The following is a 12,810-nucleotide window of genomic DNA, read 5'->3' on the forward strand; positions in this document are numbered from 1 at the left end:
GAGTGCCGCCAACCTTTCTATCCTGCCCGCTCCACCGCGAAAGCGGAAACCCTAGGTGATGTTTCCCACCGGTATACGGCCGGACAGCCTATGGGCCACCGCGGTGTACCTCCTGCCTGCGGAAACGGTGCGCACCGCCTGTCCCAGCGCCTTGCGGGAGCCGACCAGGACGACCAGCTTCCGGGCCCGGGTGACCGCGGTGTAGAGCAGGTTCCGCTGGAGCATCATCCAGGCCCCGGTGGTGACGGGGATCACCACGGCAGGGTATTCACTCCCCTGGGAGCGGTGGATCGTCACGGCGTAGGCGTGTGCGAGCTCGTCGAGTTCGTCGAAGTCGTACGCGACCTCCTCGTCCTCGTCGGTGCGGACCGTCAGCCGCTGGTCGTCGAGGTTGAGCGCGGTCACCACGCCGACGGTGCCGTTGAAGACCCCGTTGGCGCCCTTGTCGTAGTTGTTGCGGATCTGCGTGACCTTGTCGCCCACCCGGAAGACCCGGCCGCCGAACCGCTTCTCGGGGAGGTCCGGCCGGGCCGGGGTGACGGCCTGCTGGAGCAGCCCGTTCAGGTGGCCCGCGCCCGCCGGGCCGCGGTGCATGGGCGCGAGGACCTGCACGTCGCGCCGCGGGTCGAGGCCGAAGCGGGCCGGGATGCGGCGGGCCGCCACGTCCACCGCGAGTCGGCCGGCCGCCTCGGTGTCCTCCTCGGGGAACAGGAAGAAGTCCGGCAGGCCGTCGGTGAGGGGCGGCAGGCCCGTGTTGATCCGGTGCGCGTTGGTGACCACCCCGGACTGCTGGGCCTGCCGGAAGATGCGGGTCAGCCGGACGGCGGGCACCGGGCCGCCCTCGGCCAGCAGGTCCCGCAGCACCTCGCCGGCGCCCACCGAGGGCAGCTGGTCCACATCGCCGACGAGCAGCAGGTGCGCCCCCGGGGCCACCGCCTTGACCAGTTTGTTGGCCAGCAGGAGGTCCAGCATCGAGGCCTCGTCCACGACGACCAGGTCGGCGTCGAGGGGCCGGTCCCGGTCGTACGCCGCGTCCCCGCCGGGTTTGAGTTCGAGCAGCCGGTGCACGGTGGAGGCCTCGGCCCCGGTGAGCTCGGCGAGCCGCTTGGCGGCCCGGCCGGTGGGTGCCGCGAGCACCACTTTGGCCTTCTTGGCCCGGGCCAGCTCCACGATCGAGCGGACGGTGAAGGACTTGCCGCAGCCCGGGCCGCCGGTGAGCACGGCGACCTTGCTGGTGAGGGCCAGCCGGACGGCGTCGCGCTGCTCGGGGGCGAGGGTGGCGCCGGTGCGTCCCGCCAGCCAGCCGAGCGCCTTGTCCCAGTCCACCTCGCCGAAGGCCGCCATGCGGTCCTCGGCGGCCCCGAGCAGGCGCCGGATCTGGCCGGCGAGGGAGAGTTCGGCGCGGTGGAAGGGGACGAGGTAGACGGCGGTCAGCGGGGGCCCGCCGTCCGGGGCGGGGACGCTCTCGCGGACCACCCCTTCGTCCTGGGCGGCGAGTTCGGCCAGGCAGTCGATGACCAGGCCGGTGTCCACCTGGAGGAGCTTGACCCCGTCGGCGATCAGCCGGTCCTCGGGCAGGAAGCAGTGCCCCTGGTCGGTGGACTGGGACAGGGCGTACTGGAGTCCGGCCTTCACCCGCTCGGGGCTGTCGTGGGGTATGCCGACCGCCTGGGCGATCCGGTCGGCGGTGAGGAAGCCGATGCCCCAGACGTCGGCGGCGAGCCGGTAGGGCTGGTTGCGGACCACGGAGATGGAGGCGTCGGCGTACTTCTTGTAGATGCGGACGGCGATGGAGGTGGAGACGCCGACGCCCTGGAGGAAGACCATGACCTCCTTGATGGCCTTCTGCTCCTCCCAGGCGGCGCCGATGAGCCGGGTCCGCTTGGGGCCGAGCCCGGGCACCTCGACCAGCCGCTTCGGCTCCTGCTCGATGACGTCCAGGGTGTCGATGCCGAAGTGGTCGACGATCCGCTCGGCGATCCGCGGGCCGATGCCCTTGATCAGCCCGGAGCCCAGGTAGCGGCGGATGCCCTGCACGGTGGCGGGCAGCAGGGTGGAGTAGTTCTCCACGGTGAACTGCCGGCCGTACTGCGGGTGGGAGCCCCAGCGGCCCTCCATCCGCAGCGACTCGCCGGGCTGCGCGCCGAGGAGGGACCCGACCACCGTGAGGAGGTCCCCGGCCCCGCGGCCCGTGTCCACACGGGCGACGGTGTAGCCGCTCTCCTCGTTGGCGTACGTGATCCGCTCCAGCACCCCTTCGACCACTGCCAGATTCGACATGGCTCGACGGTACCGCCGCGCGCCGACACCGCGGCCTGCCTGTGGACAACTCGGGGAACAGCAAGGGGGTTCCGACCCTGCGGCCGCAACCCCCTCGCGCTTTCCCCTCCCCCGTCGGGACTTCCCGATCCCCCCGGATCCCTCCCGGAAGTGCCGACGCCATGTACGACCCGGATCCCCCGCCGACGGTTGCACGGCGGATTCCGGTTTTATTTTTTCTTGACCCAACGTGCCGACAGACCGGTACGGACGTAGCGTTTCGGCCATGAGCGAAGATTCCTTCGAAACCGACGTCCTCAACGAGCTCGGAGACGACAGGCTGGGCGAGATCGCCGGGCTCCTGGGCACCGACTCCTCCGGGGCGCGGGAGGTGGTCCGGACGACCGCCGGCGCCCTCGCCGGAGGGCTCCAGGACAAGGCCGCCGGGGAGGACGCGGAGGGCGAGGAGGCGCGCCGGGCCTTCGCCGAGGTCTCGGAGCCGCCCCTGCAGGGCGTGGCCACCCTGGGCGGCGGGCTGCTGAGCGGCGGGCTGATGGCGGGGGTCCTCGCCAAGGTGAGCAAGCCGGTGGCCGCCGCCGTGGCCAAGAAGACGGGCCTGCCCCCGGCCACCGTCGCCCGGGTGATCGAGATGCTGATCCCGGTCCTGCTGGCGGTCCTCGCCAAGCGGGCGTCCGGCAAGGGCGGCGCGGCCTCCGGGGCGGCACCGGGTGCCGCCCCGGCGCAGTCCCCGGACCTGGGCGACCTGCTGGGCTCGATCCTGGGCGGCAGGAAGTAGCGGGAACGTACGGCGGGCGGCCGCCGGGCCGCCCGCCGCCGGTGCGCACGGACCGCCGCGCGCACGGACCGCCGTGCGCACGAACGGCCGTGCGCTCGGACGGCCGCGCGCTCGGACGGCCGTGCGTTCGGACGGCAGTGGGCTCAGATGGCCGCGCGGTAGAAGAACGTCTTGCGGTGCTCGATCTTCCCGTCCCGGACGACGTACGTGTCGGCGAAGCCCTCGTCCAGCGCCTCGCCGTTCCTGCCCGTGCCCGCGAACCGGCCCCAGCAGGCGGCCGCGGCCAGCCCGCCGGTCACGTGCTCGACCTCGTGGGCCCCTGCCGTGATGATCCGCTCGTGCTCGTAGAAGTGCCGGATCCGCTCCAGGCCGGCCAGCGCGGGGTACCCGGGACGCTCGTACACGGCGTCGGGGGCGAAGACCTCGCCGAGCCGGTCCCACGCGCGCGAGTCGATCACCTGGAACAGCCTGGCCACCAGGGATTCGGCTGTCACCGAGACGAGTGAGGACGTTGCCACTGCCATGCTCCTTCTTGGGTGTGAGGGAGAGCGGTGAGTCGGGGTGGTGCGGGGGTGGCGGGCCCGGGGTCAGGGCCGGTCCGTGCAGGCCTTCTCGTATGCGGAGGCCAGCCGGGACACCCCTTCCTGGCGCTGGGCGGCGTCCAGGGAGGCGAAGGACAGCCGCAGGACGCGCGCACCGTCCTCCTCGATGCAGAACGGCGTCCCGGGCACGATCGCCACCCCTTCGGCCAGGGCGTGTTCGTACAGCCGGTCCGAGGACACCCGCGGATCGCCCAGTCTGCACCAGAAGAACAGCCCGCCCCGCGGCCGTTCGAACTCCAGCCAGGGCAGTCCGCGGCGCAGTTCGCGCTCCATGTCGCGGGCCCGGCCGCCGTACAGGGCGCGCAGTCCGGCGAGGTGGGCGGGCAGGAACTCCGGGTCGCCCAGGAGGTCGGCGAGCAGGTACTGCCCGAAGGTGTTGGTCTGCAGGTCGCTGCACTGCTTGGTGGCGACGAGCTCGCCGATCAGCCCCTCGGGCGCCACCAGCCCGGCCACCCGCAGCCCGGGGCAGACCGTCTTGGACAGGCTCATCAGGCGGACCACCCGCCCGGTGTGCACGTCGGCGGACGGCAGCCGGGCCCCCTCGAAGGCCAGGTCCCCGTACGGGTCGTCCTCCACGATCAGGAAGCCGTAGCGCTCGGCCAGCGCGGCCAGCCGGCGGCGCCGCTCCTCGGACAGCACCGCGCCCGTCGGATTGTGGAAGTGCGGGACGACGTAGACGAGTTTGGGCCGGGCCCCGGCGGCCAGCCGCTCCTCCAGGGCGTCGGTGCGCATGCCCTCCCGGTCCCCGGGGACCGGCAGCAGCCGGGCCCCGGCCCGCCGGAAGACCTGGACGGCGCCCAGGTAGCTGGGATCGTCGAGGGCCACCTCGTCGCCCTCGTCCACCAGGGTCTGGGCCACCAGGTCCAGGCCCTGCTGGCTGCCCGCCGTGACCATCACCCGGCCGGGGCCGGCCGGGGCCCCGGTGGCGGTGGCCCGGGCCGCGACCACCTCGCGCATCGCGGCGATGCCGTCGGTCGGCGCGTACTGGAGGGCGGCGACGGCGGACCGGGAGAGCACCCGGTCCGCGGCCTCGGCCAGGCGGTCCACGGGGAAGCTGTCGGCGGCGGGGATGCCCCCGGCCATCGACAGCACCCCCGGGGCGCCGGCGGCGGCCAGGATCCGGCTGACAGCGTCGGAGCGCCCCCAGCCGGTCCGGCGGGCCAGCAGGGCGCCGTACGCCCCGCCGGCCGCTGCGGTGGTCATGAGACCTCCTGCTTCCGGGGCTCGGCGCCGAGCTGCGGCGGGAAGTCCTTGAGCCGCCACACCGGCGACAGCAGGACCACCAGCACCGCGGACAGGAAGGCCACGGCCGTCGCGAACAGGGTCTCGCGGAGCCCGATGAGGTCGCCGAGCCAGCCGCCGAGGAGCGCGCCGAGCGGCAGGGTGCCCCAGGAGACGAACCGGTATCCGGCGTTCATCCGGCCCAGGAGCTGGTCCGGGGTGATGGACTGGCGCAGGCTGATGATGTGGATGTTGGCCATGGTGCCGCCGGCGCCGATCAGCGCGAAGGCGGCCACGAACAGGCCGAGGGAGAGCACGCCGCCGTTCGCCGGGGCCAGCGGGATGACCGCCGGGGCCAGGCAGCAGAGCAGCAGCGCCCAGAGGATGGCGGGCCCGAGTCCGAGCACGCCCTTGAGCCACTGGGCGACGAACGAGCCGAGCAGGGAGCCCACCGCGCCGGTGCCGAGCAGCAGTCCGATGGTGCCCGGTGACAGGTCCAGGGTGCGGGCCGCGTAGAGCACGAACACGGTCTGGAGGGACATCCAGCACAGGTTGTACAGCCCGGACTGGAGGGCGCAGGCGCGCAGGTGGGCGCTGTCCCAGATGATCCGGATGCCCTCCCCGATGCTCTGCCGCAGGCCGGTGCGCTGCTGCTGCGGCACGGGGGCCGGCTCGGGCCGGCGGACGGCGAGCAGGGTGACCACGGACACGAGGTACGAGGCGCCGTTGATCAGGAGGGCGTAGGGGGCGGTGACCCAGCCGATGAGCAGGCCGGCGAGCCCGGGCCCGCCGATCTGGGCCAGCGAACTGGTGCCCTGGAGCTTGCTGTTGCCCTCGACGAGGTGCTCCTTGCCGACGAGGGTCGGCAGGTAGGACTGGTAGGCGACGTCGAAGACGACGGTGAGGACCCCGATGAGCAGGGCCGCCACGTACACGTACTCGATGCGCAGCAGGTCGAGTACGGCCAGCAGCGGCACGGCGGTGACCAGCAGGGCCCGGCCCGCGTTGGCGGCGATCATCAGCGGGCGGCGCCGGACCCGGTCCACCCAGACGCCGACCAGGAGGGTGACGACCAGGAACGGGGCGTAGGAGGCGGCGTTGACGAAGCCGACCTGGGAAGAGCTGGCGTCGAGGGCCAGGACCGCGGTCAGCGGCAGCGCGAGGGTGGTCACCTGGGCGCCGATCTGCGAGATCGCCTCCCCGGACCAGAACTTGAGGAACTCGGCATCGCGCCAGAGCGTCGAGCCCCCGGCGGGGTCCGGGCCGCCGGAGGGGGCCTCCGGCGGGCTCCCGGCCCCGTTCCCGGTGTCGGTCACTTGCCGTCCACCTCCCCGGCGCCGGGGCCGGCCACGTGGAAGGCGCAGCCGATCTGGGCGCCGCGCAGCATGCTGACGATGCCCACGGCGGGGTCGGTGACCCCGCGGGCCAGGGTGCCGGCGTACTTGCCGTCGACCATCAGGGTCCCGTAGGCGACGGCCATGTCCTCGCAGGTCACGCCGTCTTCGGAGAGGAAGCGCTCGGTGGTGGGCAGCAGCCGCTGCTGGAGGACGTACGGTCCGGCGACGGCCTGGTGGAGCTTCTCCACCCACTCCTTCTGGTCGGTGGTCCAGCCGGGGGTGACGCCGACCCCGCCGTAGAGCAGCGTGGGCTTGAGGACGAGGTGGTCCTTGTTGGCGATGGCGTAGGGCAGGAGGTCGATCCTCTCGCCCTCGTGGGTGACCTTCTCGTCGCGGACGAAGCGGGTCCAGGGCAGGATGCGGTCGACGAGGGCGCGCTCCTCTTCGCCGAAGGCGGCGCGGTTGCGCTCGTCGCTGAGCATGGCGAGGCTGCCCTTGTTGCCGTACAGCTCGCAGTCGAGCGGGGCGAACAGCTCGACCTTGCCGGCCTCGACGGCGTCGAGGAGGGGGTTGACGAGCGCGTAGGTGCGGGGCTCGTCGGGCATCTCGCCGGGCAGGAACATCCGGTAGACCACGTCCACGTCGCGGCCGCCGTGGCGGACCCGGCCGTTCTCGTAGGTGAACTCGCCGAGGTGGCAGACGACGGGGTCGAAGCCGAGCTGCTCGAAGGCGGGGACGACGAACTCCATCCAGCACTTGGACTTCTCGAAGCCCTCGGGCCAGTCGGTGATCGCGAGCCGGGGGCGCTCGATGCCGGCGAGGGACGGGGCCTGCCGGCGCAGCACCTCGGTGATGCGGGCGAGCGGATCGGGGTAGACGAGGTCCTCGGCGGCGGCGAAGCGGGCGAACTCCTCGTCCTTGATCAGGGCGCGGGCGAACTCGCCCATCTGCCAGCCGCCGAGGGAGGAGCCGGTGTTGAGCTCCATGACCCGGAAGCCGTCGATCTCGCGGTAGAGGTCGGCCCGGGAGAGCGGGGCGAGTGCGGGGGCGGATCCGCGCAGGACCAGTTCGGTCTGGGTGGGGGACATGCCGACGGCGTGGGCGAAGGCGCGCAGGTCCCCGCGGAAGAGGCGGTCGGGGACCGAGGTGAGGAGGTCGAAGAGGCCGCCCAGGTCGCGTTCGAGGCCGGCCACGTCGGCGGCGCTGAGGAAGACGGGGCGGTTGAGGCCCTCGCCGCCGCCCGCGCCGTAGCGGAACCATTCGACCCCGCGCACCCCGGAGACGGTCATCCGGCGGGGGGTGCGCTCGTGGTCGAAGAAGCGCCGGGTGACGGCGTTCTCCACGCGGGCGCCGAGCTTGTGCGCGGCGACCCCGGTGACCTCGGTACGGGAGAGGGATTCGGCCCGGTCGAGGCTGCGGCGGGTGTCGGCGGGGGTGGCGCCGACGGCCACGAGGGCGGCGGAGCGCGGGGTCAGGCCGCGCGGCGGGAGGAGCAGCTCGTCGCCGGGCTCGACCAGGGCGACGGCCTCGACGAGTCCGTCCACCTCCTCGGGGGCGGGCAGGACGACCCGGTCCACGGTGCCGTCGTAGGCCGGGTAGAGGAAGCGGACCTCGGCGTTCAGGGCCCGGGTGGGGGTGATGTCGGGGGTCTCGGCGAAGGCGATGCTCGCGGCGGCCCGGGCCAGGTCCACGCCGGTGGCCAGCCGGTTGAGGTGCGGGATGAGGTCGCCGCCGAGGCGGCCGTTGAGCTCGATGAGCCGGGGGCCGTCGGCGCTGACGCGCAGTTCGGTGTGGGTGACGCCGTAGTCGACGCCGACCGCCCGGTGCGCGTCGCGGACCAGTTCGGTGACGGCCTCCGCCCAGGGCTCGTCCTGCCACCGGGTCACCAGGTGGCCGACCTCCTCGAAGTACGGGTGGGCACCGAGCCGCTTGCGGGCCACGCACACGGGGGTGGCCACGCCGTCCACGACGGTGCTGTCCACGCTGAGTTCGGGGCCCTCGACGAACTCCTCGATGAGGACGGTGTCGGCGGTGCCCGCGCCCTGGAGGCGGCTGGTGGCGGCGAGCCGGTAGGCCCGGCGCAGGCCGTCGGCGTCGCGGGCCATCATGACGCCGAAGCTGCCGCCGAGGGTCCGGGGCTTGACGACGACGGGGTAGCCGATGGCCTCGGCGGCGGCGACGGCCTCGTCCTCGCTCGCGGCCGGTACGTGCTGCACCGCGGCCATGCCCGCGGCCGCGAGGGCCTTGCGGGTGGCGTACTTGTCGCGGCAGATGCGGGCGGCGGCCGGATCCATGGCCCGCATGCCCAGGCGCCGGGCGACCGTGGAGACGGCCACGAGCGACCACTCGTCCCAGGTGACGATGGCCGCGTCGGCGACCTCGCCGCGCAGGTCGGCGACGGGGGCGTGGAGCTTGGCCGCGTCCGTGGTGTCGCCGATGCGGTGGGTCTCCACGTAGCGGGACTGCCAGGTGGGCGCCTCGGGGGCGATCAGGGTCACCTCGTACTGCTGGGCGAGGGAGGCGAGGGCGTACTCCCGGTACTGGCGTATCCGGCTGCCGACGAGGATCAGGCGGCGGCGTTCAGAGGTCATGGCGACCACGGTGGGTTCCTTTCGGATGCGGGGCGCACGGCCCGGCCCCCGGCATGCAGGACGGGGTGGTGCGGTTCAGGAGTCGTGGGGGTGGGGGCGGCGGGCGTCAGTCCCGTACCGGTCTGCAGGTGAGCCGGAAACCGCGCGCGGCCTCGTTGATGGCGGCCTCGACCTCCCGGGTGGAGGGGCCTCGGAAGCGGAAGCGGGTGCCGACGTGCTCGTAGCCGCCGACGGGCGGGACCACGCTGCCGACGGGGGCGTGCAGCACGGCGTACGGCAGCCGGCCGGGGGCCGGTTCGGTCTCCCAGCCGGCCCGTTCGACCAGGCACGGGGCGGGCACCGGGAGCGGGAGCAGGAGGTAGCCGCCCACGTCCGCGGTCTTGAGGGAGGGCAGGACGGGCGTGCGGCCGAGCTGGATGTCCACGGCGGCGGACATCAGGTCGATGCCGTGCACGTCGCGCCAGGTGAAGGGGATCTCCCCGCCGCCGACCCGGGCCCCGCACTCCAGGAAGACCAGGCCGGGGCGGCCGTCCTCGGCGGGAGCGGTGACGAAGGCCTCCAGGTGGAACACCCAGGGCTGGTCCCCGCCGAGGGCGGCGCCGACGGCGGCGGCGAAGACCTCGACGGAGGCGAGCAGCGCCGGGTCGTCCTCCTCGACGGAGCCCAGCCAGTTGCCCTGGGTGAAGTCGGCGCAGGTGCCTCCGACGTAGCGGGAGGCGGTCCAGCTGCCGAGCGAGTCCCCGGTCCAGAGGCCGTCGATGTGCAGGATCGGGGCGTCCACGTAGGCCTGTACGAGGTACGGCTCGGCGGCGAGGTCCGCGGCCAGCCCGGTGAGGCCGTCGAGGTCGGCGGCCGAGCGGACCAGGAGGACCCCGCGGCTGGCGGTGCCCCGGTGCGGTTTGACGATGAGCGGCCAGCCGTGGACGCGGCCGAACTCCCGTACGGCCGCCGGGTCGGGGGCGGGGGCGAAGGCGGGCACCGGCAGGCCGGCGGCCCGGGCGGTGCGGCACATGAGGAGCTTGTCGCGGAAGACGGCGAGGGCGGCGGGGCCCTGGCCGGGTATGCCGAATTCCTCGCGGACGACGGCGGCGGTGTCAAGGTCGCCTTCGTTGAGGGCGACGAGCCGTTCGGGGGTGCCGAACTCGGCGGCGAGGGCGGCGACGGCGGTGCGGACCGCGGGCAGGTCGTCGGTGGCACCGACGGTGGAGACCGCTGCGGCGGACGCGGGCAGCGAGGCGCGTCCGAGTTCGGTGCTCACGTAGGTGACGCGGTTGGCCTCGTGGTCGAGGTAGTCGGCGTAGCGCGCGTGGGTGTCCCGCCAGCGGTGCAGGACGAGCACGTGCGGCCGGTCTGCCGTCATGCCGTCTCGCCCCCGTCCGCGGAGAGCCAGGCGAGGGCGGCGGTGGCCATGGACTCGATGCCGACGAGGAGGGCCGGGCCGGGGACGGGGGCGAACTCGGCGGAGTGGTTCTGCGGGAGGTCGTCGAGGCGGCCGGCGGCGAAGGCCTCGCCGAAGGCCTGCGGGTCGAGCCCGCCGTAGAACCAGTAGACGGAGGGGGCTTCGGCGGCGGTGGCGAGGATGCCGAAGTCCTCGCTGGCGGTGGTCGGCCCCATGGTCATGACGGCGGCCGCGCCGAAGTGGGCGCGGTGCACCTCGGCGACCTTCTCGGCGCTCGGGGTGTCGTTGACGGTCATGGGGAGGTGGTAGACGTGGGTGATCTCCGGGTCCGCGGTGGCGCCGGCGGCGGCCGACTCGGCCCGGGCGAGGCGCTCGATGGCGGCGATGACCTTCTCGCGGACGGGGGCCGAGCTGGTGCGGACGTTGATGCCGAGTTCGGCGGTGTCGGGGATGACGGCGGCGGTGGTGCCGGCGTGCAGCTTGCCGACGGTGACCACGACGGGCTCCTGTGCGGAGATCTCCCGGGAGACCACGGTCTGGAGCCGGAGCACGAGGGAGGCGGCCATCAGCACGGGGTCCACGGCCGCTTCGGGCTTGGAGCCGTGTCCGCCGCGGCCGAAGAGCCGTACGGTGATCGAGTCGGTGGCGCCCATGACGGTGCCGGGGCAGGTGGCGACGAGGCCGACCGGGCCGGGGCCGACGTGCTGGCCGAGGATCACGTCGGGGCGCGGGAAGCGTTCGAAGAGGCCGTCGTCGACCATCGCGCGGGCGCCGTACCCGCTCTCCTCGCCGGGCTGGAAGACGGCGACGACGGTGCCGCGCCAGGCCTGCCGGTTGCGGGCGAAGAGGGCGCAGGCTCCGATCAGGGCGGCCACGTGCAGGTCGTGCCCGCAGGCGTGCATGACGGGGACCTCGGTGCCGGAGTCGTCGGTGGCGGTCACCTCGCTCGCGTAGGGCAGCCCGGTGGCCTCCTTGACGGGTAACGCGTCCATGTCGGCGCGGACCATGACCACGGGGCCCTCGCCGTTGCGCAGGACGGCGACCACGCCGGTGCGGCCGACGCCGGTGGTGATCTCCCAGCCGCCCTGGGCGGCGAGCCGGTCGGCGACGAGGGCCGCGGTCCGCTTCTCCTGGAAGGCGAGTTCGGGGTGGGCGTGCAGGTCGCGGTAGTCGGCCTCCAGGGCGGGCAGCAGCGGTTCGAGGCCGTCGAGCAGTGCGGTCATGGCGTCCTTCTCAGGCATGTGGGGTGACGGGCAGGGGGTGTTCGCGTACGCGCCAGGAGGCGGCGAGGGCCGCCGCGGCCGTGAGCGCGGGCCACCAGGGCACCCAGTGGCCCCGGCCGCCCGACCTCAGGAGTTCGGCGAGGGCGGGGAAGGTGCCGCCGAAGAGGCTGATGGCGAGGGCCGCGGGCAGGCCGACGGCGACGGCGCGCACGGCCGGCGGGAAGAGCTGCCCGGCGAACACGTTGCTCACGGCCAGTGGCAGCCCCAGGAGGAACAGCAGGACCACGGTGACGGCCTGCACGGGTACCCGGCCCGACTCCATGGCCCGCAGCAGCGGTACGGAGCCCAGGGCGAGCCCGGCGAAGCCGGTGCGCAGCACGGGCAGGGCACCGAACCGGTCGGCGGCCCGGCCCGCGCCGAGCATGCCGAGGAGCAGGGCGGCCATGCCGAGCAGCAGGGCCCCGGAGCTCTCCTCCTTGGTGGCGGCCCCGGCGGCTTCGGCGTACGAGGGGAAGTCGACGGTGGTGAAGTAGAAGGCGGTGGTGGCGCCGGAGGTGAGGGCGAACACGACGGCCAGGGAGCGCAGGTGGGCGCGGAGCGCGGGCAGTACGGGGGCGGGGCGGGGCGGCCTGGTTCCGGCCGGGGCGCCGGGCCGTGCGGCGGCCGCGGCCCCGTCCCGCTCCTGGGCCGCGGCCGTGAACACGGCGCTTTCGGCGGCGCCCCGGCGGATCCACAGGGCGGTGAGGCCGAGCAGGGCGCCGAAGAGGAAGCCGAGCCGCCAGGCGCCGTCCGCCACGCCGTCCTCGCCGAAGACGCCGAGCAGGACGCGGAGCACGAGGAAGGACAGGGCGCTGCCGAGGACCACTCCGGCGTAGGAGACGGCGGAGTAGGAGTAGCGGCGCGGTCCGGGCGCGGTCTCGGTGACGTACGCGGCGGCGCTCGGGTTCTCCGCGCCGACGGACAGGCCCTGGACGAGCCGGGCGGCGACCACGAGCAGGGGGGCGGCCAGGCCGATGGCGGCGTGGGAGGGGACGGCGGCCAGGGCGAGGGAGCCGGCGGCGATGAGGCCCACGGTGAGCGAGAGCCCGTAGCGGCGGCCGCGGGTGTCGGTGAGGCGGCCGATGAGGACGCTGCCGAGCGGGCGGACGAGGAAGCCGAGGGCGAAGCCGAGGTAGGCGGCGATGAGCCGGGCGGTCGGCGAGGAGCCCGGGAACAGCTGGTCGGCGAAGTAGGGGGCGAGGATGCCGTAGACGGTCCAGTCGTAGGCCTCGACCACGGAGCCGACGGTGGCCGCGGCGAGTTCGCGGCGGGGGCGCCGGGCCGGCGTCCCAGGTGGAGGGGGGGGAGGGGGCGGGGGGGGAAAAAGGAGAGGGGGGGTGGTG

The 12,810-nt window shown here is 74.1% G+C and carries 9 protein-coding genes; 1 reads left to right on the forward strand and 8 read right to left on the reverse strand.

The genetic code is table 11. The annotated features are described in order from the left end of the window. Nucleotides 1-51: 51 nt before the first annotated feature. A complete protein-coding gene (gene recD2, locus ACZ407_RS04175) occupies nt 52-2,280 on the reverse strand; it encodes an SF1B family DNA helicase RecD2 (RefSeq protein ID WP_468125309.1) in 2,229 nt (742 codons plus the stop codon). 265 nt (nt 2,281-2,545) lie between these two features. Here recD2 and ACZ407_RS04180 point away from each other — a divergent pair, with 265 nt between their 5' ends. Next, the gene (locus ACZ407_RS04180) at nt 2,546-3,055 is read left to right on the forward strand and encodes a DUF937 domain-containing protein (RefSeq protein WP_468125311.1); all 510 of its coding nucleotides are present in this window, start codon (nt 2,546-2,548) and stop codon (nt 3,053-3,055) included. 143 nt (nt 3,056-3,198) lie between these two features. Here the strand turns inward: ACZ407_RS04180 and ACZ407_RS04185 are convergent, their stop codons facing one another. The 7 genes from ACZ407_RS04185 to ACZ407_RS04215 form a co-directional block, all read right to left on the reverse strand. Beyond that, nucleotides 3,199-3,573, reverse strand: a complete 375-nt coding sequence (locus ACZ407_RS04185) for a nuclear transport factor 2 family protein (protein WP_468125313.1) — start codon at nt 3,571-3,573, stop codon at nt 3,199-3,201. A gap of 69 nt (nt 3,574-3,642) precedes the next feature. Then, nucleotides 3,643-4,860 carry an aminotransferase-like domain-containing protein gene (locus ACZ407_RS04190; protein ID WP_468125315.1) on the reverse strand — a complete coding sequence of 406 codons (1,218 nt, stop codon included), beginning with the start codon at nt 4,858-4,860 and terminating at the stop codon, nt 3,643-3,645. Further along, nucleotides 4,857-6,194 (reverse strand): MFS transporter, encoded by a 1,338-nt coding sequence (locus ACZ407_RS04195; protein ID WP_468125316.1) that lies wholly within the window; start codon nt 6,192-6,194, stop codon nt 4,857-4,859. Before ACZ407_RS04195 ends, ACZ407_RS04190 begins: the two co-directional genes overlap by 4 nt. After that, complete coding sequence (locus ACZ407_RS04200; protein WP_468125318.1) at nt 6,191-8,806, reverse strand: ATP-grasp domain-containing protein; 2,616 nt, start codon at nt 8,804-8,806, stop codon at nt 6,191-6,193. Before ACZ407_RS04200 ends, ACZ407_RS04195 begins: the two co-directional genes overlap by 4 nt. A gap of 106 nt (nt 8,807-8,912) precedes the next feature. Next, entirely contained in the window at nt 8,913-10,166 is a 1,254-nt protein-coding gene (locus ACZ407_RS04205) for an ATP-grasp domain-containing protein (protein ID WP_468125320.1), read from the reverse strand. Then, nucleotides 10,163-11,428, reverse strand: a complete 1,266-nt coding sequence (locus tag ACZ407_RS04210; protein ID WP_468125321.1) for an amidohydrolase — start codon at nt 11,426-11,428, stop codon at nt 10,163-10,165. Before ACZ407_RS04210 ends, ACZ407_RS04205 begins: the two co-directional genes overlap by 4 nt. Nucleotides 11,429-11,438: 10 nt before the next feature. After that, the coding region (locus tag ACZ407_RS04215; RefSeq protein ID WP_468125323.1) for an MFS transporter at nt 11,439-12,810 on the reverse strand (1,372 nt) is incomplete at its 5' end.

It is taken from the genome of Streptomyces sp. NPDC030809 (genome assembly GCF_055572195.1).